The sequence below is a fragment of the Thorsellia anophelis DSM 18579 genome, from assembly GCF_900111395.1.
In the GTDB taxonomy this organism is placed as follows: Bacteria; Pseudomonadota; Gammaproteobacteria; order Enterobacterales; family Thorselliaceae; genus Thorsellia; species Thorsellia anophelis.
This window is the reverse complement of the sequence record NZ_FOHV01000009.1, coordinates 1-23,805: the sequence shown is the minus strand read 5'-3', so window position 1 is coordinate 23,805 and position 23,805 is coordinate 1. Positions and strand designations below refer to the sequence as shown.

The window sequence follows — 23,805 nt, the reverse complement described above, 5'->3', positions numbered from 1 at the left end:
TTGATTTGATCAGGTTGATTATTGGTTTAATTGACTTATTTTTATAGCATTTATTTGCAATCATTTGGATAGAAGTAATGATTGAACTTGTATTTAAATTATGATCTAGTTGCTTTTTTCAGGTTCTAATTATTGCAACAATTTGAGATTCGGAACAATATATCAGTTAGCCATGACAAAGTATGGTATGTGGTTAACGGTGTGATATACTGTACAAATAAGTGTTGTATTCTTAGATTAAAGGATGACTTTAAACTGATATAGTAAAACATCATTTATAATTTAAGTTGTCAATTTATCAATAATATAGGTGTATCGTGGAAATAATTGAATTACTTGTGTTTTCATTAATTGTCTTAGCATCCTTAGTGTTGCTTTTCTTTGTAATCAGGCTCTCAACTCGTTCAAGTAAAAAAATTGAGCTTCTTGAAATTTTAGTGGAACAACAAGACTATCAAATCCTATTATTAAAGCAGTTGCTAAAAGCTTCAGGTGTGGAGATTATAAATGAAGAGTTAGAACAAGCAATTCCTTCAGTAGATAAGCAGGTTAAAACAAATATCCCAGACACAAAAGAGCAACCCATCAAAAAGGAATTTGAAGATCTAGGAGTAAGTGAAATTTTTCCAGAAAGATAACTATGAAATATAACAATCCTTATTTTAAAGAAAATAAACCTCATCACACTAAAACTGGATTTATCAATAGAGGCCTTAGTTGCACTCCTGCGCAGTTGGAAAGAGCAGTTTGTTCAGGAAAAGAAATTGTTATACTTGATGAACACTCTAATCATAGTCATGCTGATGTGCAAAAATGGCAAGCAAATAGGAAAAAAAATAAATTGCCATTACCTCCCAAAAAAGGTTATGACAATTTCATTTCTGAATGGATGCAGCCCGTAGAGCTAAATGGACATCAGGATGCTGTTTGGTGGTTAGGACATGCGAGTATGATGCTCAGGCTCGATGGTCAGATTATTTTGATTGATCCTGTGTTAACTGATAGGATTTCTCCTGTGAGCTTTTGGGGCCCAAAACGACTTACTCCTGCTCCTATATCTATTGATGAGCTTCCTTCAGTTGACTTAATATTAATTTCTCATAATCATTATGACCATCTTGATAAAAAAACGATTACATCAATATTCAAAATTAACCCTCAAGTTAAGATTTTTGCTCCACTTGGACTTAAATCATGGTTCAGTCAATTAGGTATTTCAAATGTAATTGAATTAGACTGGTGGGATGATGATTCTTTTGAAGGAATTAAGATAACGTTTACCCCTGCTAAACATTGGAGTGTAAGAACACTTTTTGATAAAAACAGATCCCTTTGGGGAGGGTATACAATTAAAAATAGTAATGTTAATTTTTACTTTTCAGGAGATTCAGCTTATACAGAGAGCTTGCATGCCATTTACGATAATTTAGGACCATTTGATCTGATTTGTCTCCCTATAGGTGCTTATATGCCAAGGTGGCTTATGCAATTAGCCCATATGGATCCACAAGGTGCGGTCAAACTCTATCAATACTTTGGACAACCAAAGGTAATTCCTATTCATTGGGGAGTATTTGAACTAGGAGATGAATCATTAGATGAACCACCTATTGAGTTATCGATCGCCCTAAAGGACGCGGGTTTAGCTGAAAGTAACTTCTTTCCTTTTAAGATTGGGCAACGAATCGATTTACCTTTATTATAAACCGAATCTAGTCTGTTATGAATTAAGCAAGACTAGTTGATATCGATTCAGATTATGTGTTGTGTACGATAAAATTATTCTTGTATTCCAGGAGGAAGCCTACGCCATGGGATTGTAGGCTGCGACAATTCAAATCCTGCATCATAGAGTTTTCTCATCAAATTAGGGTCGAAAATTTGTTCAGCTTCGGTCAAATCAACTTCAAGCGGTATAGTTATCCAAGCAAAATCATAGTTCTGGCGAAGGGATGTTGCATATATCCTATGAATATCTCCTATCGCTGCGGCTTTAGTGACTGAATCAAATGTCCTAGCTGCAATACCAGCAATTGAACGGTTTGTTGGATCTGCAACAGCACCTAGTTGACCATTATGAATTATATATACAGCTTCTGTAGCATTAATTATGCCTGCCTTTTCCCTAGCTTGTACGGTGTTAAAAACACCACCACTATAAAACATATTAGCACCAACAGCGCCGTCAACGTGAAGTTCATCATAAGTTACACCATTATGTTCAACATCAAACATAACAGGGGGGAATGCAACTGGAATAGAGGCTGATGCTAACATCACTTTTCTAAATAATTCAAGGGCTTCTTTGTTTCCTATTTTTGCAATGACACCCATATTCCAGATCATAAGGCTCTGAGCATCTAAATTTGAAGTTGCGACATATAATCTTCTACCATTATCATGTTCTTTAGCAATTTTAGACAGTAAGGTCATATCGACATCCAATTCAATAAGCCTCTGCAATGGTGTAGTATCAGCAAATGAATCACTAAATAATAACCTGAAAAATGGATTGCTTAGCAAAAAAATATCACCTGACTTAGTTGTCGTATAAAACCGAAAAAGTTCATCGTCATATTCACTGCCAAGAAATGCAAAAGGCGCCATAAGTGCACCAGTCGAAACGCCTGTGACAATTTTAAAAGTTGGACGTTCCTGTTCACTCCATCCGGCTAATAAACCCGCACCAAATGCACCGTTAGGTCCACCACCAGAAAGAACTAAATGAGGGTAGAGCTTTCGCGTTGGAGTATTTGGGTCAATAAATGAATCTTCGCTTTCTTGTTGATAAGATAAGACTAAATCATCCATGAAATTATCACTTAGCCTGCCTGCTGTAGCCCTAAAAGGCTGATAATTCGATTGGCTAATTTCAAAAATTTTCTCTGCAGGAGGAGGAGTTCTTGGTATTTCGCTGCATGCAGATAAAAAAAATGGAAATACAGATACATACAGGATAATTTTGAAATTTTGCATACGTCTCTCAGTTATAAAAAATACTTCCATCTTTTATCTAGTGTTAAGGTGTTTTAAAAACAATTAGGATGATATGTTTAAGAATCAAATTCTATGGATTTTCATATCAATTTAAAATATAAAGACTTTTTTCTATACATACAACACTTATCTTCTTTGTCAATGAATTTTATACGGTACGTAAAAATTATTATACGGAGATAATGTTAAAAGACAATGGTAATTTAGGCATAGACTAATGAAGCTATGATGCTTAATTTTAACGATTTGTATCGTGCTAAGTTTAAATTAGAATATTAATTTAGCTAAGTTCGAATGTGTGATTAATCCATATTTGAAGTGGAAAAATCTATATTTAATTTGAAAAAAAATGACTTAGATAAAATGAATCATTTAAATATTGATTGTATCTTAAATAATGATTACTATCATCTGTAATGACATCAAATTTAGGTTATAATTTGAATTATTAGTCGCAAGTTATGTGTTTTACAAATACTCAAACTTTTTGTAAGGTAGTGATGTTCGGTATAATTAACAATAGGGTATGTATGTATCGGGTTATTCTTTTTGATGTTGTTATAGATTTTTTGAAAAATAAAATTTTAATTGGCTTTTTACTATTTCTAATTTTTAGTATGGCTCATGCTTATGATATATCTAATGGTATAAAAGGAAAGCCAATATTTATACAAATATTTAAAACTGAATCAATTCTAGAACTTTATGAAGAAGATGGTGACACTTACAAATTAGTACGCGCTTTTCCAATTTGTAAGTTTTCAGGTGGCTTAGGCCCTAAAAAACAACAAGGTGATTTTAAAAGTCCAGAAGGTTTTTATACTGCAACCTATAGCCAACTTAAACCAGATAGTCAATATCACAGGGCTATTAATCTAGGTTTTCCAAATGCTTATGACAAATCTCAAGGTTATACAGGAAATTATTTGATGATACATGGTGATTGTGTTTCAGTAGGGTGCTATGCGATGCAAGATGCCCCAATGGAAGAGATATACAATTATGCTGAAGCAGCACTTTTAGCCGGTCAAACACATATACCTATCCATATTTACCCATTTAAGATGACCAAAGAAAATTTAAATAAGTATAAGTTTTCTGAAAATTATACTTTTTGGCAGCAGCTAGCTAAAGGATATGAATATTTTCAGAAACATAGCTATCCTGCCATGGTAACTGTTGAGAGTGGTCAGTATGCAATTTCACAAATGCTACCTTCTGATTTACGCTTAGCGGCAAATCAATCTATTAACAGTTTATTTGTGTCAGCCCCAAATTCATTAGAAGTTATGGTAAACTCATTAGAGACTAGTGAACGTTCTGATTCTTTACCTAATAAAGAACAGGAAGACGCATTACTAAATAGTATTAAGCTTGCAAAAGATAACCACTAATTTTAAATTTAATAGGAGCATGTTATGTCAAATCAGGGCCAAAACCGTCAGTTATATGCTAATGCCATTCGAGCACTTAGTATGGATGCAGTTCAACAAGCAAATTCAGGACACCCAGGTGCACCAATGGGAATGGCTGATATGGCTGAAGTGCTATGGCGTGATTTTTTAAAGCATAATCCAAATAATCCAAAATGGGAAAATAGAGATAGGTTTGTCCTGTCTAACGGACATGGTTCAATGCTACTTTATAGTGTACTTCATTTATCTGGATATGATTTAACAATTGATCAAATTAAAAATTTTAGACAATTACATTCTCCTACTGCTGGTCATCCTGAATATGGTTATATTCCAGGTATTGAAACAACAACAGGTCCACTTGGACAAGGTATCGCAAATGCAGTAGGTTTTGCTATTGCAGAAAAAACGCTTGCTGCTCAATTTAATAAACCTCAACATGAAATTGTAGATCATAACACTTATGTGTTTTTAGGTGATGGGTGTATGATGGAGGGAATTTCACATGAGGTTTGTTCTCTTGCTGGTACACTTAAACTAGGCAAACTTATAGCACTTTATGACGATAATGGTATTTCAATTGATGGTGAAGTTGAAGGCTGGTTTACTGATGACACTGCAACTCGTTTCGAATCATATGGCTGGCAGGTTATACGTGGTATTGATGGACATAACCCGTCAGAAATTGCTCATGCTATAAAAGAAGCACAATCTGAAACTGAAAAGCCAACGCTAATTATTTGTAAAACAATCATAGGATTTGGTTCACCTAATAAACAAGGTAAAGAGGATAGTCATGGAGCTCCTCTAGGAGAGTCTGAAATTGTTGCTACGCGTGAGAAATTGGGGTGGCATTATCCTAAGTTTGAAATTCCAGAGGAAGTTTATGCGGCTTGGAATGCCAAAGAAAAGGGTTCGAAACTCGAACAACAATGGCAAGAAGTTTTCAGTGCTTACGAAAAAGCTTATCCTGATTTAGCTAAAGAATTTAAGCGAAGAATGAAAGGTGAGCTACCTACTAACTTCAAAACATATGCAAATGAATACATCAATAATTTACAAGCTAATCCAGCAAAAATAGCAAGTAGAAAAGCATCACAAAATAGTCTTGAAGCATTCGGTAAAGTGTTACCTGAATTTTTAGGAGGATCAGCAGATTTAGCGCCAAGCAATTTAACTATGTGGTCAGGTTCTAAGCCTATTAATGAAGATAAAGCAGGTAATTATATCCATTATGGTGTGCGTGAATTTGGCATGAGCGCAATTATGAATGGCATCGCATTACATGGTGGTTTTGTTCCTTATGGTGCAACCTTCTTGATGTTCATGGAATATGCTAGAAATGCACTCAGAATGGCTGCACTAATGAAAATTCAGTCTATTTTTGTCTATACGCATGATTCAATTGGGTTAGGAGAAGATGGACCTACTCACCAGCCAGTTGAACAAATGGCGAGCTTACGCTTAACACCTAACATGAGTACATGGAGACCATGTGATCAAGTAGAATCCGCAATTTCATGGCAATATGCGATTGAACGTAAAGATGGGCCAACTTCACTAATATTTTCAAGACAAAACTTAGCACAAATGCAACGAAATGAAGTTCAACTTCAAAATGTCTATAAAGGAGCATATGTGTTAGTAGATTGTGGATCGGTACCAGATTTGATTATTATTGCTACGGGTTCAGAAGTTGAACTTGCTGTTAATTCAGCTGTAGCAATTACAGATAAAGGGTACAAAGTGAATGTGGTTTCAATGCCGTCTACTGATGTTTTTGATAAACAAGATGCGGAGTATCGTGAATCTGTTCTACCTAGCTCTGTAACAAAACGTATAGCAATTGAAGCTGGAATAGCTGATTTTTGGTATAAATATGTTGGGCTTGAAGGTGATATCGTAGGCATGACTACTTTTGGTGAATCAGCTCCTGCTGATTTATTGTTTAAAGAATTTGGTTTTACCGTTGAAAATGTAGTGTCTAAAGCAATTAATCTATTGAAATAGATTAATTATTTAGTTTGTTAGCTTAAAATAGGCGGCGCCAATCATGGTGCCGTTTTTTAGTTTATTGACATTAACTCTATTCAATAAATCAATGAGTGTAAATTAATTTGGATTGAATTAAATGGATACAGCCTTAGTAATTGACGAGCTTTTATATGCGAATGATTTAACACCAGAATCTCTTAATCAATACCTATCATTACTTAGTGAAAGAAATATAGATTATGGTGACTTATTTTTTCAATCAAGTTACCATGAAGCTTGGGTTTTAGAAAATCAAATTATTAAAGAGGCATCTTATCATATTGATCAAGGTGTTGGTGTTAGGGCAATTGTAGGTGAAAAAACAGGGTTTGCTTATACGGACTTGATCTCTGATGGGAAAATTTGCCAATCAATTCTTGCAGCTCGAACCATATCACAAGTTCAATCGTCTCCTAAAAATAAGATATTAAAACATCAAAATTCTCCATACCGCTATGCGCACATCAACCCATTAACCGGTATTACACAAGAAGATAAAGTTTCACTTTTACATCTAATTGATAAAACTGCTAGAAATGCAGATAGCCGAGTCAAGGAAGTAACAGCAAGTATTACAGGGGTGTATGAATTAGTATTAGTAGCAGCTACAGATGGAACGTTTAGCTCTGATATAAGACCTTTGGTTAGATTATCTGTATCTGTTCTTATGGAAGAGAATGGAATAAGAGAAAGGGGTTCAAGTGGTGGAGGGGCTAGAAAAGGATTTGATTATTTTTTACAGTATCCAATGTCAAACCATGTTGTTTTTACATTTGGTTTATTACAAGGTAGTGCCCAAAAGAGAACTAAAATGACATTTGCTGAACATTATGCATATGAAGCCGTCAGAATAGCAGCAACCAATCTTAAAGCTAAAGCAGCACCTGCAGGTAAATTACCAGTTGTTCTTGGTGCAGGTTGGCCAGGTGTTTTATTGCATGAGGCCGTTGGTCATGGGCTTGAAGGTGATTTTAATAGGAAAGGAACATCTGTTTTTGCAGGTAAGCTAGGCACTCAAGTTTGTTCGAAATTATGTACAATTGTAGATGATGGTACGCTTCCAGATAGAAGAGGCTCTCTAGCGATTGATGATGAAGGCACACCAACACAATACAATGTATTGATAGAAGATGGCATTTTAAAGCGCTATATGAAAGATAAACATAATGCGCGATTAATGAAGACTAAACCAACCGGAAACGGTAGGAGGGAGTCTTATGCTCATCTACCTATGCCAAGAATGACTAATACTTATATGCTACCAGGAGAGTCTACTCCTGAATCTATTATAGAAAGTGTAGATAAAGGTATCTATGCACCAAATTTTGCGGGAGGACAAGTAGATATTACATCCGGAAAATTTGTTTTTACAGCCTCGGAAGCTTATATGATTGAAAATGGAAAGATAACTTACCCAATTAAGGGGGCTACCTTAATTGGTTCAGGAATCGAAGTTATGCAAGATATTTCAATGGTTGGGCGCGATTTAGCTCTTGATCCTGGAGTTGGTGTGTGCGGTAAAGATGGGCAGAGTGTGCCAGTGGGTGTAGGACAACCTACTATCAAAGTAAATTCAATTACTATAGGTGGTACTCAAAGCACTTAAAAGCAATTAGCCTGAATTTGATTATAGAGAAATTGAAATGAAACAAGAAAATGAAACAACTTCTGCGCTATTGGAATTGACAAATCGTTTTATAGTAGCATGGCAAGAACAAGTAGGTTCTAATCCTTATAATACGGTTTACGATTCCATGGATTCTCCATGTGTACAGAAATTCAATGATGAAAGTGAAGTATACTGGTTGCCCCATAAGCGCCGAAATACCATTAAACTCGAGGGTGTAGAGCGGGGAATGGAAATGAAGATCCAAAATTCAGTTCATGATTTTTATGGCTCGCAGTATTCAGGCAATATAAGTATAGTATTTAATGAACAAGAATATTTATTATTACAAGCTTGGAATGAAGATGATTTTATCCGATTACAGGAAAATATAATTGGTCATTTAGTCTCACAAAGAAAAGCAAAAAGGCAACCCTCTGTTTTTATTGGCACAACTTCTGATGATGATTATGTGTTAAGTTGTTGTAATTTAACAGGTCATGTTGTGATTGATAGATTATCAAAAAAAAATCAAGTTGTGCTAGCACCAGATATCGCTACATTTTTAAACCAATCAACTCCTCATGTAAATATATAATAAAAAATATGAATGAAATCAATAACCAATTAATTAAGTTATTATATGATATTGAAAATGAGCTTCGCAAGTTAGGATTATGGATGGAAGTTCAACCGTCTAAAGAAAATCTAATGAGTAAAGAGCCGTTTAGTATTGATAAATTATCACCATCAGAATGGTTACAATGGATATTTATACCTAAAATGCAAGACTTGCTGGCAAATCAAATACCAATTCCTAAACCCTTTTCAATATCTCATTATTTTGAAGAATCATATAAAGATGAAAAAGATAAAGAGGAGCTGATCAAAACATTACAGGTAATGGATGGAATGATCAATGAACAATCATAATGTTGAGTTAACAGTAACTATTCCAATAGCATATAAAGACGATTATATTGTAGTTGTCAATAAGCCCACAGGATGGCTAGTACACAGGAGTTGGCTAGATACAAAAGAAAATAAGATTTTAATGCTACAATTAAGAAATCAAATAGGACAACACGTATTCCCAATCCACCGTCTTGATAAACCTACATCTGGTTTACTTATCATGGGGTTAAATCCAGATGTTGCAAATCATTTATCGAAGCAATTTGAAAATCAAGAAATTGAAAAAACATATCACGCAATTATCAGGGGATTTATTCACGATTCAGGTACAATTGATTATCCTTTAAAAGTAATAAAAGATAAAATAGCCGATAAATTTTCTGATTCCGAAAAAGATCCACAAATTGCAATTACACATTATAAACCACTTCACAGGTATGAAGTTCCAATTCCAAATGCCAAGTATGATACAACACGCTATTCTCTGATTGAGCTATCGCCAAAAACGGGACGTAAACACCAATTAAGACGACATTTAAGGCACTTAAGACACCCAATTATAGGTGATACAGCCCATGGTGATTTGAAGCAAAATAGGGCGTTTAGCGAATATTTTAAGCTTAAACGATTAATGCTACATGCATCTAGTATGAGTTTTATTCACCCAATCACTCATGAAAAAATATCAGTTGAAGCAGAATATAAAATTGAAGCTGATTGGCAAGCTGTAATGAATAAGCTACAAAACTATAAGATGGATTTGTAGGTAATCTTTAAATAAAAGTAAGAGGCAATGTGGTATGAAACCAGCAATTTTTTTAGACCGAGATGGTACGCTTAATTTGGATAAGGGATACGTCCATAAAATTGATGATTTTAAATTTTTTGATGGTGTGATAGATAGCTTAAAAAAATTGCAAGAAATGGATTATTTGCTGGTATTAGTTACCAATCAATCGGGAATTGCGAGAGGGTTATTTTCTGAATCAGATTTTATACAATTGACAGAGTGGATGGATTGGTCTTTAGCGGATAGAGGTGTGAATTTAGATGGTATATATTATTGCCCGCATCATAAAGATTCATTAATAGATGAATATTGCTTGTCATGTGATTGTAGAAAGCCTAAGCCAGGTATGTTGCTAGATGCAGCCGCTGAACTTGAGATTGATCTTTCAAAATCAATAATGGTAGGGGATAAGATAGATGATTTAGTTGCTGCGTTTGAGGCAGGTATCAATGATAGATACTTAATACAATGGGAGGAACAAAAAAATTATAATCGATTACATGAGGTAAAAACACCTAAACTTGAAAGTTATGAAAAAATTGTTACTGCTCACATTACATCTCTGGATGAATTGATAAAATTAATTAAGTAGTCTGAAGAAATAACCTGATTATGTAAGTTAATTTACATTTTGCGATCTAATATGACAAAATTTGATTTTTAAAAATCAATTACTTAATAAAAATATTTTTTTTAATTGCGTGAAAAGGTTTATTTTTAGTAAGAAATGTAATAAATTGTAGGGGTAAAACGCTTTTTAACGGTATGATTTATTGAAAAAAAGATTTTTTAGAGTTGAAAACTGTTTCTAAAAAAATCAAATTTGCTAGTTTGTAAAAAAATAGCGAATTCATACTGTTATTTTTACGCGTTAGCTCTTATACTTAACATAGAAACGTAAAGGTATTAAGTTATATAGATTGTAGTGAGTATACCTATCAGTTAAATCAATAAGATAAAGGGAACTATTGTGTTAATAATCATAGGCTATTTAGTAGTAACTTTTTCCGTATTAGGCGGATTTGTATTGGCTGGTGGACATTTAGGTGCACTTAATCAGCCTCTTGAACTATTAATAATTGGTGGTGCAGCAGTTGGTGCTATGATGATTGCTAATACAGGTAAGTCGCTTAAAGCAAGTTTAAAAGCTGTTCCTGCTGTACTAAAATCATCAAAGTACGATAAGGCTCTTTTCTTAGATGTTATTTCAGTTCTGTTTTTGATTCTTTCAAAAGCAAGACAACAAGGAATGTTGTCATTAGAGTCTGATATTGACTCACCAAATGAAAGTGAAATTTTTTCTGCGTACCCTAAACTTTTAGCAAACCATGAAATTATAGAATTTATTACAGATTACCTAAGATTAATGGTAAGTGGTAATATGAGCGCCTTTGAGATAGAAGCGCTTATGGATGAAGAAATTGAAACACATGAGCATGAAGCAGATATTCCTGCTACAACATATCAGACTGTAGGGGATGGTTTGCCAGCTTTTGGTATCGTAGCAGCAGTGTTAGGGGTAATTAAAGCACTTGGTTCGGCAGATTTACCTCCAGAAGAATTAGGCTTACTTATCGCACATGCAATGGTAGGTACATTTTTAGGGATTTTATTAGCATATGGGTATGTAGCACCATTAGCATCTATATTGAGACAACGAAATGCTGAACATGCTAAAGTATATCAATGCATAAAAGTTATTTTATTGGCAAGTTTGAATGGTTATGCGCCACAAATCGCAGTTGAATTTGGTCGTAAAACGCTTTATAGCACTGAAAGACCAACCTTCACACAACTAGAAGATCATATAAGGCAAGTAAAAGCATCTTCCACAAAGGCACAATAAAATAATTAAGATATGAAACAACATAAACCCATAATAATCAAGAAAAAGAAAGGTGGTGGCCATGGCGGTCACCATGGTGGGAGTTGGAAAATTGCTCTAGCTGACTTTTTTACAGCCATGATGGCCTTCTTTTTAGTGATGTGGTTAATTGCTGTAGCGAGTCCTCAGCAATTAACTAAAATAGCAGAGTATTTTCGTACACCTTTAAAGGTTTCAGTTACTGGAGGCGAAAAAAGTAGTACAGATGACAGTGTTATTCCAGGTGGCGGACAAGATGCAACCCAAACTGAAGGTGTAGTAAGACGCACTCTAAGTTCGACTACACAAGTTGAAAATGCTACAAAAAATAAGCAAGAAGATTTTAAACAGAATATATCTGGTAAAAATCAAAATGATAAAGCTAAAGCTGAAGCAAGGTTAGAACAATTAAGGTTAGAGCAATTACAATCAGACTTACAACAAGCAATTAGAATTGACCCAAGATTGAGAGAACTACAACCACAGTTGTTGATTGAATTAGTCGATCAAGGATTAAGAATTCAAATTGTAGATAGTCAAAATAGACCTATGTTTCAACGTGGAAGTGATGTTGTTGAACCTTATATGCGGGATGTATTAAGAGCACTAGCACCAATTATTAATGCAGTGCCTAATAAAATTAGTTTGGCTGGACATACAGATGATTACCAGTTTGCAAGAGGCGATCTTGGATATAGCAACTGGGAACTTTCTGCTGATAGAGCAAATGCATCTCGTAGGGAGCTAATGGCTGGTGGTTTGTCAACTGGGAAATTACTCAGAATAGTTGGTATGGCTGATACAATGAACCTAAATCCATTAAATAGTTCGGATCCAGCCAACAGACGAATAAGTATCATTATTTTGAACAAACAAGCTCAAGAAAATATTGAGTATGAAAACCAACAAGGTACTCAAAATAAAATTACGTTGGATTAGTGTTAAGCTTAACTTAGTAAGTTAATGGTTAGATTTTTTAAGTATTTAAACATCAGATATAAAAAGATAGCTTTTTAAATTTGAATAAATTTATTTAACTCTTGCAAAAGGTGGTAGCCAGTGAGTATGGATATAAGTGCTTTTTATCAAACATTCTTTGATGAAGCTGATGAATTGATTGCTGATATGGAACAGCATCTTTTAATGCTTGATCCTGAAGATCCAGATATTGAACAACTCAATGCTATTTTTAGAGCTGCACATTCTATTAAAGGTGGTGCTGCTACGTTTGGTTTCACAGTTCTACAAGAAACTACCCATATTTTTGAAAATCTTCTTGATGGTGCTAGAAGACAGCAGCTAACCCTTAATACTGATATTGTTAATTTATTCTTGGAAACTAAAGATATTATGCAAGAACAACTCGATGCTTATAAAAATAGTCAAGAGCAAGATCAAGAAACATTTAAGATAATCTGTGATAGATTAAAAGCCCTTGCTGAAAGTAGTCTGAAAACATCTGAAACTTCAAATGTTGAAACTCCTAAAGCTGTAGAATCTAACATTGAAGAACAAGAAGTATCAAAATTACCAGAAGCAGAATCAACCGAAAATATTAGTTCATCTGCAATACGTATTGAATTACTTAATATTTCGAATGAAGATGAATCTATTTTAATTGAAGAGCTTGGGAATTTAGGGAAAATCGTTAATCAAGAAAAAATAGACAAAAAACTTGTTGTACATCTTGAGACCGTTGTTCCTAAAGACGATATAGTTGCAGTTTTATGTTTTGTTATAGATGAAAAGCAAATAACTATTATTGAATCTAATACAGTTAATCAAGCATCAACTGTTTCAGAAACTCTTGCTAATGATAAAGCAGCACCTGTAGTAGAAAAACAAGTTAAAGAAGCACCAGTAAAACCTAGCATTTCTGATGAAACTGAAAAAACAACAGCGACTGCAAAAGCTAATACTGCTAAAAATTCACCAGTTAAAAATTCAGAATTAACCAGTATCCGCGTAGCTGTTGAAAAAGTTGACCAAATTATTAATCTTGTAGGAGAATTAGTTATTACTCAATCAATGCTTGCACAAAGATCTGACCTTTTAGATCCTGTTCAACATGGAGAGTTGTTATCTAGTATGACTCAATTACAAAGAAATGCTAGAGATTTACAAGAATCTGTCATGTCTATTCGAATGATGCCTATGGAATATGTGTTTAGTCGATTCCCAAGACAAGTTAGAGATTTAGCAGCTAGATTAAATAAAAGAATTGAACTTGTTTTACAAGGTAGCTCAACAGAATTAGACAAAAGTTTAATTGAAAGAATTATTGATCCTTTAACGCATTTAGTTAGAAATAGCGTTGATCACGGTATTGAGTCACCTGAAGTTAGAGCATCAAAAGGAAAACCTGAATTAGGTATCCTAACATTATCGGCAGAACACCAAGGTGGTAATATTTGTATTGAAGTGAAAGATGATGGTGGTGGTTTAAATCGTGAAAAAATTCTTAAAAAAGCGATTTCTCAAGGTATGCAAATTCCAGAAAACATTTCTGATGAAGAAGTTAATATGCTGATTCTTGCCCCTGGATTTTCTACTGCTGATACAATCACGGATGTTTCCGGCCGTGGTGTGGGATTAGACGTTGTTCGCCGTAATATTCAAGAAATGGGTGGGCAAATTGAAATTCAAACAGTTGAAGGTAAAGGAACATCATTTAAAATATTGCTGCCTTTAACATTAGCAATTTTGGATGGGATGTCTGTAAAAGTTGGAGAAGAAGTATTTATTCTTCCATTAGGCTCTGTAATGGAATCATTACAGCCACAGTCTGAAGATATTCATTCAATGGCAGGAGACGAGAAAGTTTTACAGGTCCGTGGAGAATTCTTACCACTAGTGGAACTGTACCAAATTTTTGATGTTAAAAATGCTAAACCGGAGCCTACAGAAGGGATTGTGGTAATCATTCAAGCTGGTAATAGACGTTACGCTCTATTAGTTGATCAATTGATTGGTCAACATCAAGTTGTTGTAAAAAACCTTGAAAGTAATTATAAAAAGGTACCAGGTGTTTCAGCAGCAACAATTTTAGGTGATGGTAGTGTAGCACTTATTGTCGATGTATCAAGCTTACAATCCTTGCATAGAGATAAGCGTTTTATGCATAATTACTAATCAAGGCTAAATGGTAAATTAATATTAAGTGCGAATCATAGCAAGTTTAAATTCAATTAATTGATTAGGTGGAAATATGTCAGTAAATATGCCAGAAAAAACAGCTGAAAAAGAGACTAAAGAAAATGAAGAAGTAGGTCATGAATTTCTAGTTTTCACTCTTGGTAATGATGAATATGGTATTGATATTTTAAAAGTCCAGGAAATAAGAGGATACGACCAAGTAACAAGAATAGCGAACACTCCAGATTTTATTAAGGGAGTAACTAACTTACGTGGCGTGATTGTACCTATAGTAGATCTGCGAGTTAAATTCGTTCGTCAAAATATTTCTTATGACGAGAATACTGTTGTAATTGTTCTCAATCTTGAGCATAGAATAGTTGGAATTGTGGTCGATGGAGTTTCTGATGTATTATCTTTACCTACAAAAGAAATACGTTCAGCGCCTGAATATGCAGTTACATTAGCAACTGAATATCTTAATGGACTTGGGTCTATTGGGGAAAGAATGCTTATTTTAGTTGATATTGAAAAGTTAATGAACAGCAAAGAGATGGCTTTAACAGATCAAAATATAAAAATTTAATTGGACGAAATTAATGAATCGAATTCCCCTTACGGACGCGGATTTTAAATATATCTCAAAATTGATTTATCAAAGAGCTGGGATTGTATTAGCAGATAACAAAAGAGAGATGGTTTATAATCGGCTAGCTAGGCGAGTTCAGTCTTTGTCTTTTGAAAGCTTTACTGAATACTTAAGGTTTCTTGAAATTAACCCTGGTAATGATGAATGGCAGAGCTTTACCAATGCTCTTACTACAAATTTGACTTCTTTTTTTAGAGAATCTCATCATTTTGACGTGCTTAAAGAGCATGCCGAAAAATCACGTAGTAATTATAAAGTTTGGTCAGCTGCGGCTTCAACAGGTGAAGAACCATACTCTATTGCTATCACTTTAAGTGATGTATTTAGTATGAAACATGATGCTTATCAAATAATAGCTAGTGATATAGACACGAATGTATTAGAAACAGCGGAAAAAGGTATTTATAAATTAGAACAAGTACGTGAGCTTTCACAAGAAATGGTGCATAACTATTTTTTAAGAGGAACAGGACAGCGTTCTGGAATGGTGAAAGTTAAGCCTGAATTAGCAAGTAAAATTAAATTCCAGCAAGTCAATCTTTTGGCTAACGAATGGAATGTCCCAGGTCCATTTGATGCTATTTTTTGTCGAAATGTCATGATATATTTTGATAAAGAAACACAAGAACGCATCTTGAAGAGATTTATCCCTCTTTTAAAACCAGGAGGAATTCTTTTTGCAGGACATTCTGAAAATTTTACTCAGTTAAGTAAAGATCTATACTCGAAAGGGCAAACAGTTTACGGTACTCTAAAGGATAAAAAATGAGTAAGATTAGAGTTTTATGTGTTGATGATTCTGCCTTGATGCGTCAAATTCTGACTGAAATGATTAATAGCCAGCCGGATATGGAGGTGATTGCTACTGCGCCAGATCCTTTGGTTGCTAGAGATTTAATTAAGCAATTAGATCCTGATGTACTTACGCTAGATGTTGAAATGCCAAAAATGGATGGTCTAGATTTTCTCGCAAGAATTATGAGATTAAGACCAATGCCAGTTGTTATGGTTTCAACATTAACACAAAAAGGATCTGATATTACATTAAAAGCTTTAGAATTAGGAGCGATAGATTTTGTCACTAAACCACAAATTGGGATTAGAGATAAAATGCTTAGCTATACAGAGTTATTAGCTGACAAAATTCGTATTGCGGCTAAAGCAAAAATTAGCAAAACAAAAGTACAGCAAACAACACCATCAGTTTTAAAATTTCAATCAACAGGCTCTGTTAATACAGTAATTGCTATAGGTGCTTCAACAGGGGGTACAGAGGCCATTAGAGAGGTCTTAGAAAGAATGCCTAACTCTGTACCTCCAATTGTCATAACTCAGCATATGCCAGCAGGTTTTACGTATTCATTTGCAGAAAGATTAAATAAAATATGTACTATTCAAGTTAAAGAAGCTGAGCATGGAGATATGCTTCAAAAAGGTTTAGCGTTGATTGCACCTGGGGATAAGCATTTAGAAATTAAACGTGTAGGAGCAGGTTTTCAGGCTGTTTTAAACGATGGGCCTAATGTAAATAGACACAAACCTTCTGTAGATGTGTTATTTAACTCAGTTGCACAGCAAGTTGGAAAAAATGCAGTTGGTGCTCTTTTAACTGGTATGGGGGCTGATGGTGCTAAAGGTTTACTTGAAATGAAAAATAAAGGTGCTTGGACTATAGCCCAGAATGAAGCGAGCTGTGTAGTTTTTGGTATGCCACGTGAGGCTATTGTATTAGATGCCGCAAGCGAAGTTCTTGATATAAAAGATATTACAAAACATATACTTGCTAAAGCAGGTAGATTTTAGTATTTTTAAATATAACTAATTTTAGCGTTTTATGGATATATTACATATAATTTGTTATGTTCATTAAACAATTCAATTTATTGATTTTTAAACTAGGAGTTTTAATTTTATGGCAAACCCAGATTTACGTTTTTTAGTTGTTGATGATTTTTCTACTATGCGTCGTATAGTAAGAGGACTGCTTAAGGAACTAGGTTATAATAATGTTGAAGATGCTGAAGATGGTGTAGATGCATTAAATAAACTTAAAACAGGTGAGTTTGATTTCGTTGTGACTGACTGGAATATGCCGAATATGGATGGTTTAGAGTTATTAAAAACAATCAGAGCAGATGCAACATTATCTTCATTACCAGTTCTGATGGTTACAGCTGAAGCTAAAAAAGAAAATATTATTGCAGCAGCCCAAGCAGGTGCAAGTGGTTATGTTGTTAAACCATTTACAGCCGGAACACTTGAAGAGAAGTTAAATAAAATCTTTGAAAAAATTGGAATGTAGAGGTCACTATGGAAAAGCCGGTAATGCCAACAAATGATTCTGCATCTGCTATAGATATTGTTTCTAGGATTGGTCAATTAACTAGGATGTTAAGAGATAGTTTAAAAGAATTAGGGTTAGATAGAGCAATTAGTGAAGCTGCTGACGCAATACCAGATGCAAGAGATAGACTAGATTATGTTGTGCAGATGACATCACAAGCAGCAGAAAGAGCTTTAACATGTGTTGAATTAAGTCAGCCTTTACAACAAGAACTAGAAACAAATTCTAAAGCATTATCGCAACGTTGGGATGAATGGTTTGCAAATCCAAAAGACTTAAAAGATGATGATGTTGCAGGTCTTGTTGCTGATACACGTGAATTTTTAAAAGTTGTACCAGATCATGCTAGTTTTACTAACGCTCAACTTCTTGAAATTATGATGGCGCAAGATTTTCAGGATTTAACGGGACAAGTTATTAAAAAAATGATGGGTGTAGTACAAGGAATTGAAAAAGAACTTGTTTCAGTTCTTATGGAAAATATTCCTGATAAGCCTGTAACGAAGCCTAAAGAAGAAAGTTTATTAAATGGACCGCAAATGCCTGGCAGTGTGAATGCAGTTTCTGATCAATCTCAAGTTGATGATTTATTAGATAGCCTTGGATTTTAGGATGCTTTTGAGTAGATATAACTAATATGCGACCATAGAAAGTAGATGGCTGAAGATAGCGATTTAGAAAAAACAGAGTCCCCCACACAGCATAAAATTGACAAAGCTCGTGAAAAAGGTCAGATTGCCCGCTCACGAGAATTGACATCAGTTTTGATGGTGCTAGCGGGTCTTTCTGTATTTCTAATATTAGGTAAAGAGCTTGCACTAGATTTAAGTAAGATATTTATCACTTCTCTTAATTTTGACGCATCAATTGTCCTTGATACAAATCAATTGCTTAATTCAGTTGTCTATATTGTTGAATTAACAATTACTGCAATGTTGCCCATTTTTTTAACATTAGTTATCTTTGCAATTTTCTCTCCAATGCTTTTAGGGGGTGTATTATTTAACCCCTCTTCAATAAAATTTGATATGAAAAAGTGGAATCCTATTTCGGGTTTAAAACGTATTTTTTCAAGTCAAATGCTAGCAGAATTAATTAAAGGGATCTTGAAGGCTGGCTTAGTCAGCATTGTAATCTATTTATTTATTTCATCTCATTTAGATGATTTTCTGGCCTTGATGTATGAATCACCAGTTAATGCTTTAGGCCATTTTTTAACTTTAATTATTTTTTGTGGCTACTATGCTATGCTAGGGTTAGTCCCCATGGTTGCTTTTGATATTGTCTATCAATTATGGTCACATTTTAAAAAGTTAAAAATGACTAAACAAGAAATCAAGGACGAACATAAGCAACACGAGGGTGATCCGTATTTAAAAGCTCGAATCAGGCAATTGCAAAGAGCTATGGCAAGGCAAAGAATGATGGCTGACGTACCTACTGCAGATGTAATTGTTACAAATCCTACACATTTTGCAGTTGCTTTAAGATATGATGAAGCTAAAATGCAAGCACCTAAAGTTGTAGCTAAAGGGATGGGAGAAATTGCACTTAAAATTAAGGAATTAGGCATTGATAATAAAGTCCCAATCCTTGAGGCACCTCCTTTAGCAAGAACTTTGTATAGGTATACAGAAATAGGTAGTTTTATCCCTGCAAATCTTTATGCCGCTGTTGCTGAAGTTTTAGCTTGGGTATATCAATTAAAATACTGGAAAAAATATGGTGGAGATAAACCTAAATCACCAGAAAATTTACCAATTCCAGAAACAATGTTAGACACGATAAGGGGAAGCGATGGCGAATCTAGCCTCTAAATTAAGATTACCAACAACATTAAAAGATACTCATTGGCAAATTTTAGCTGGGCCAATTTTAATTATGATGATTTTAGCAATGATGGTATTGCCTTTATCACCATTTATGTTGGATCTTTTATTCACATTTAATATTGCCATTTCTATAATGGTACTTTTAGTTGCAATGTTCACAAAACAAACACTTGAATTTGCAGCTTTTCCGACTATTTTACTATTTACGACTTTATTGAGATTATCCCTTAATATTGCCTCTACACGTATTGTATTACTACACGGTCATGAAGGATCTGCTGCTGCTGGACAAGTTATTGAAGCGTTTGGACACTTTTTAGTTGGTGGAAATTTTGCTATTGGTATCGTTGTATTTATTATTTTAGTTATTATTAACTTTATGGTAATAACTAAAGGTGCTGGGCGTATTGCAGAAGTAGGCGCTCGATTTGTACTTGACGGTATGCCAGGTAAGCAAATGGCAATAGATGCTGATCTAAATGCAGGCTTAATTGGTGAAGCTGAAGCTAAAAAGCGTAGACAAGAAGTTACTCAAGAAGCTGATTTTTATGGTTCTATGGATGGTGCGAGTAAGTTCGTACGTGGAGATGCGATCGCTGGTCTTATTATTATGGTCATTAATGTGGTGGGCGGATTAGTGATTGGTATGCTTCAACATGATATGGCTGCGGGGGATGCAGCAAAAGCCTATACCCTTTTAACAATTGGTGATGGACTTGTCGCTCAAATTCCAGCTCTAGTCATTTCTACAGCTGCTGGTGTGATTGTTTCTCGCGTAAGTACTAATGAAAACGTTGGTGACCAAATGGTCAATCAACTATTCAAAAATCCTCAGGTAATGCTTTTAACTGCTGCAGTGATTGGTATATTAGGTTTAGTTCCAGGTATGCCAAACTTTATTTTCTTACTATTTACAGCCTTATTATTAGCTGCTGCTTGGTGGGTTAAAGGAGATAGTAGTAAAACTGATAAGGCTGTTACAAAACAAGAGATTCCAGAATCTATAAGTCCTCAAATGCATAACATTGAAGCAAGTTGGTCAGACGTTCAATTAGAAGACCCACTTGGGCTTGAAGTTGGGTATAAGCTAATACCAATGGTTGATTTTCAACAAAATGGGGAATTGTTAGGCAGGATTAGAAGCATACGCAAAAAATTTGCACAAGAAATAGGCTTTTTACCTCCTGTTGTTCATGTAAGGGATAATTTAGATATTGCGCCAGCAGCCTATCGAATTACCCTAAAAGGAGTTGAGGTCGGCAATGGAGAGGCAATTCCTGGTCGATGGCTTGCTATTAATCCAGGAAATGCAGTTGGTACCCTTGATGGTGAGAGTACAGTAGATCCTGCGTTTGGTTTACCGGCAATTTGGATTGATGGTAGTCTCAGAGAGCAAGCGCAAATTCAAGGGTATACTGTCGTAGATCCAAGCACTGTCATTGCAACTCATTTAAATCATCTTATTAGTCAGCACTCCAGTGAATTATTTGGTCGACTCGAAGCGCAACAGCTTGTTGATAGATTATCACAGGAAATGCCAAAGTTAATTGAGGATTTAATTCCTACTATTGTAAGCCTCACAACTTTTCATAAAGTTTTGCAAAATTTACTCTCTGAATCAGTTTCAATCAGAGATATGAGAACGATTCTTGAAACACTTGCTGAACATGCTCCAATACTTACTGATCCTGTTGAATTAACAGCAGTTGTAAGAGTTGCGTTAGGCAGATCAATCTGTCAGCAATATTTCCCTGGTACAGGTGAAATGCAAGTAATTGGCTTAGATACAGGACTTGAGCGTTTATTATTACAAGCTATGCAAGGTGGTACTGGTATAGAGCCCAATCTTGCTGAGAGACTATTACACCAAACTGCTGCTGCGATAAATACTCAAGAGCAGGCTGGGTTACCACCAGTTTTAGTGGTTAACCATCCACTAAGATCTCAATTAGCAAGATTCCTCAGAAGAAGCATTTCTAATATTGTTGTATTATCAAATCTTGAAATAGGTGATAATCGACCAATTAGAGTGACAGTCAGTATTGGTAATTAAATACGCTTAATTGCAAAAAAAGCATAGCTAAATAGGTTATGCTTTTTATTAATTTATCATGTTTAATTAAGATATATTTTATACCTCTCCCCTTGTTGAAATATTAGCTTACAATTCTCCACATTAAATAAAATAAATACAATTGACTAGTGATGATATTCAAGTGCATTTTTATGCCTATTGATCAATTGTTTAATCAATGTGAGTAATAAGAATTATTTTAAAAGTATTATGTTTATATTTAATTACAATTTCATGTTTTGTGCTGTGTTGACTTATTAGTATGCTATAAATTACATTACCCGATAAGATAACTTAGTAGTGTGAGTAATTATTGTTAATTGAAATATGATTTATATCTTCAATTGATTAATAACTTGATAATGCATTAGCTATAGTTACTTTTTCATACAATAATCATTCCAGGCAGATAAAATACCTCATGAAAGAAAAAAAACATTCCAAATCTAAATTATGGGCTGAATTGATCTTGATTAGTTGGTGTTCAATAATTTTATATATCTTGGCTGGTAATTTAAATCAAGCAATACGTAATGTTATAGTGCTGGTTAGCTGCTATATTGTCGTAAAATTTTTGGTATATACAATGTTTAATAAAAATAAATCAGTAAAGTTACCTATTAAAACTGAACTTGAAACAACTACTCAAACAAATGTAATTAATGATACGGAGATAATTGATATTCAGGAGCATAAAAGCCAAACTGTCATTGCCAGCCATGTTAAATTTGAAGGTAATCTACACACAGAAGGTACGGCAAATATTTATGGTGAACATACCGGTAATATAGATGCAAAAAATGGACAAGTTAATTTAATGCGAGGAGGCATTGTAACTGGAAATATCATTTGCAAAAAATTAGTTGTTGATGGCATTATTACAGGAGAGTGTGTTGCTGATGCAATTGAGGTACTTTCAAATGGTGTTATTGATGGGGTAATAGAATATTCTTCTATTTCAGTTGTTAAAGGTGGGGTTATTAAGGGAAGGATAAATGTCAGAAATAATTTGACCCCGGAAATGGTATCTGGAAATAATCGTATATTAAATACAAAAGAAAAAATATCATCACAAGCTAATAAGCAACATAATCATCCACAAATAGATGATTTACCAAAGCTTAAACAACAGATAAGCTGATCTATTAGCTAAGTCAAATGATCAAAAACTAGTGTTAATACTAAATTATTTTTTTTATATGAGATGATTTTCGAACATCAGTTTGGCAAAACGCATTAAGATTTTTATATTCGACTTAATTTTGTTATATGTTTCTACTTATCCAATAATCATAGTAATGTGTAGTAAACATTTGAATGACATTATAAGCTTAAATTGGGCAGGATATGGGAATATATACATTTGGAGTGGGTATTAAAGAAAATGAGCTATCTCTTTTTAATACCCAAAATCAGAATCATGTTTTTCAAAAAGTTACATTTTCAGATATAGTTAAAAATTATGCTAGCTAGACAGATAAAAGGGAGGGGATAATTTGCTAGCAGATGCTGTGCATGCTCTTATTTTTAATAGGTCACTAAGTCAAAATATGTCTATAGTTATGCCTATATTTCTTTGTGTTTAACTAAAGATCTAGAGTTACCTTACCAGCAAGTAATCAAAGTTGGATATGAAATTAATCTAAAATAGATAGATACTTAAAATAAGATTTTAATCCTATTTTAGATTATAAGACATTTCTAAATAATCAATTTATACTAGAATTTGATGATGAAAATGGTGCACCATAATGTTTCTTTTTTTTGAATTTAGAATCTATTAAAGCAATATTAAGATCTTTAGCTTCATAAATATTCCGTAAGCTTGTACTGGTATAGTTTTCTTGTAGGCAATTATAGCCTACAATGACAATCAAACTGGAGACATTACATGACAGATAAAAACAGAAAAGTGCGCCAATCTTTTACCCCAAAACAAAAGAATGAATTCGCTAAACTCATCGTTGAAGATAATCATTCAATTAAACACGTTATGGAAATTTCTGGTGCATCTCACTCAGCTGTTACGCGCTGGAAAAGTCAGTATTTAAATGAGACAGCCGGTAATTTAGCTGAGGGTAAAGTTCCCCTGAATGAAGACAAAAGAGAAATTTATGAGCTCAAACGCCAGTTAGCTGAAGCCCGCGAGG

General features: G+C 34.2%; 21 protein-coding genes and 1 pseudogene. 21 read left to right on the top strand and 1 reads right to left on the bottom strand.

Annotated elements, in window-relative coordinates; all coding sequences use genetic code 11:
* The first annotated feature begins 317 nt into the window (after positions 1–317).
* Entirely contained in the window at positions 318–638 is a 321-nt protein-coding gene (locus tag BMW37_RS07060; RefSeq protein ID WP_093319035.1) for a YebO family protein, read from the top strand.
* A 2-nt stretch (positions 639–640) separates the two neighbouring features.
* Entirely contained in the window at positions 641–1,705 is a 1,065-nt protein-coding gene (locus BMW37_RS07055) for an MBL fold metallo-hydrolase (RefSeq protein WP_093319032.1), read from the top strand.
* 74 nt (positions 1,706–1,779) lie between these two features.
* On the opposite strand, the gene BMW37_RS07050 is transcribed toward BMW37_RS07055, so the two are convergent.
* The gene (locus BMW37_RS07050; RefSeq protein WP_177168609.1) at positions 1,780–2,976 is read right to left on the bottom strand and encodes a patatin-like phospholipase family protein; all 1,197 of its coding nucleotides are present in this window, start codon (positions 2,974–2,976) and stop codon (positions 1,780–1,782) included.
* Between the two features lie 551 nt (positions 2,977–3,527).
* Here BMW37_RS07050 and BMW37_RS07045 point away from each other — a divergent pair.
* From BMW37_RS07045 to BMW37_RS06955, 19 genes and pseudogenes are all read left to right on the top strand, one after another.
* A complete protein-coding gene (locus BMW37_RS07045; RefSeq protein ID WP_093319027.1) occupies positions 3,528–4,391 on the top strand; it encodes a L,D-transpeptidase family protein in 864 nt (287 codons plus the stop codon).
* Positions 4,392–4,415: 24 nt separating this feature from the next.
* Positions 4,416–6,422 carry a transketolase gene (gene tkt / locus BMW37_RS07040; protein ID WP_093319025.1) on the top strand — a complete coding sequence of 669 codons (2,007 nt, stop codon included), beginning with the start codon at positions 4,416–4,418 and terminating at the stop codon, positions 6,420–6,422.
* Positions 6,423–6,543: 121 nt separating this feature from the next.
* Positions 6,544–8,052, top strand: a complete 1,509-nt coding sequence (gene tldD, locus BMW37_RS07035; protein ID WP_093319022.1) for a metalloprotease TldD — start codon at positions 6,544–6,546, stop codon at positions 8,050–8,052.
* A gap of 37 nt (positions 8,053–8,089) precedes the next feature.
* A complete protein-coding gene (gene syd, locus BMW37_RS07030; RefSeq protein ID WP_093319019.1) occupies positions 8,090–8,650 on the top strand; it encodes a SecY-interacting protein in 561 nt (186 codons plus the stop codon).
* An 8-nt stretch (positions 8,651–8,658) separates the two neighbouring features.
* Positions 8,659–8,985, top strand: coding sequence for a YqcC family protein (locus BMW37_RS07025; protein ID WP_093319017.1), 327 nt, complete (start codon positions 8,659–8,661; stop codon positions 8,983–8,985).
* Positions 8,972–9,733, top strand: a complete 762-nt coding sequence (truC, locus tag BMW37_RS07020) for a tRNA pseudouridine(65) synthase TruC (protein WP_093319014.1) — start codon at positions 8,972–8,974, stop codon at positions 9,731–9,733. Before BMW37_RS07025 ends, truC begins: the two co-directional genes overlap by 14 nt.
* A gap of 34 nt (positions 9,734–9,767) precedes the next feature.
* Positions 9,768–10,349: a D-glycero-beta-D-manno-heptose 1,7-bisphosphate 7-phosphatase gene (gmhB, locus tag BMW37_RS07015; protein WP_093319011.1), complete on the top strand. Its 582-nt coding sequence runs from the start codon at positions 9,768–9,770 to the stop codon at positions 10,347–10,349.
* A gap of 378 nt (positions 10,350–10,727) precedes the next feature.
* Entirely contained in the window at positions 10,728–11,603 is an 876-nt protein-coding gene (gene motA, locus BMW37_RS07010) for a flagellar motor stator protein MotA (protein WP_093319008.1), read from the top strand.
* Positions 11,604–11,615: 12 nt separating this feature from the next.
* A pseudogene (gene motB / locus BMW37_RS07005) lies at positions 11,616–12,536 on the top strand (flagellar motor protein MotB); the annotation flags it as partial.
* Between the two features lie 144 nt (positions 12,537–12,680).
* Positions 12,681–14,753, top strand: a complete 2,073-nt coding sequence (gene cheA, locus BMW37_RS07000) for a chemotaxis protein CheA (protein WP_093319003.1) — start codon at positions 12,681–12,683, stop codon at positions 14,751–14,753.
* A gap of 76 nt (positions 14,754–14,829) precedes the next feature.
* Positions 14,830–15,342, top strand: a complete 513-nt coding sequence (gene cheW / locus BMW37_RS06995; RefSeq protein ID WP_245711038.1) for a chemotaxis protein CheW — start codon at positions 14,830–14,832, stop codon at positions 15,340–15,342.
* Positions 15,343–15,355: 13 nt separating this feature from the next.
* Positions 15,356–16,174, top strand: coding sequence for a protein-glutamate O-methyltransferase CheR (cheR, locus tag BMW37_RS06990; protein WP_093319001.1), 819 nt, complete (start codon positions 15,356–15,358; stop codon positions 16,172–16,174).
* Positions 16,171–17,208, top strand: a complete 1,038-nt coding sequence (locus BMW37_RS06985; RefSeq protein WP_093318998.1) for a protein-glutamate methylesterase/protein-glutamine glutaminase — start codon at positions 16,171–16,173, stop codon at positions 17,206–17,208. Before cheR ends, BMW37_RS06985 begins: the two co-directional genes overlap by 4 nt.
* A 109-nt stretch (positions 17,209–17,317) precedes the next feature.
* Positions 17,318–17,707 carry a chemotaxis response regulator CheY gene (gene cheY, locus BMW37_RS06980; RefSeq protein WP_093318996.1) on the top strand — a complete coding sequence of 130 codons (390 nt, stop codon included), beginning with the start codon at positions 17,318–17,320 and terminating at the stop codon, positions 17,705–17,707.
* An 8-nt stretch (positions 17,708–17,715) separates the two neighbouring features.
* Complete coding sequence (gene cheZ, locus BMW37_RS06975) at positions 17,716–18,360, top strand: protein phosphatase CheZ (RefSeq protein WP_093318993.1); 645 nt, start codon at positions 17,716–17,718, stop codon at positions 18,358–18,360.
* Positions 18,361–18,405: 45 nt separating this feature from the next.
* Positions 18,406–19,566 carry a flagellar biosynthesis protein FlhB gene (gene flhB / locus BMW37_RS06970; protein WP_093318991.1) on the top strand — a complete coding sequence of 387 codons (1,161 nt, stop codon included), beginning with the start codon at positions 18,406–18,408 and terminating at the stop codon, positions 19,564–19,566.
* A complete protein-coding gene (gene flhA / locus BMW37_RS06965) occupies positions 19,547–21,634 on the top strand; it encodes a flagellar biosynthesis protein FlhA (protein ID WP_093318987.1) in 2,088 nt (695 codons plus the stop codon). The genes flhB and flhA overlap by 20 nt, the downstream gene beginning before the upstream one ends.
* Before the next feature lie 442 nt (positions 21,635–22,076).
* Positions 22,077–22,796 (top strand): bactofilin family protein, encoded by a 720-nt coding sequence (locus tag BMW37_RS06960; protein WP_093318984.1) that lies wholly within the window; start codon positions 22,077–22,079, stop codon positions 22,794–22,796.
* A gap of 750 nt (positions 22,797–23,546) precedes the next feature.
* Positions 23,547–23,805 (top strand): transposase (locus BMW37_RS06955; protein ID WP_143047608.1); only part of this gene is annotated, 259 nt, incomplete at its 3' end.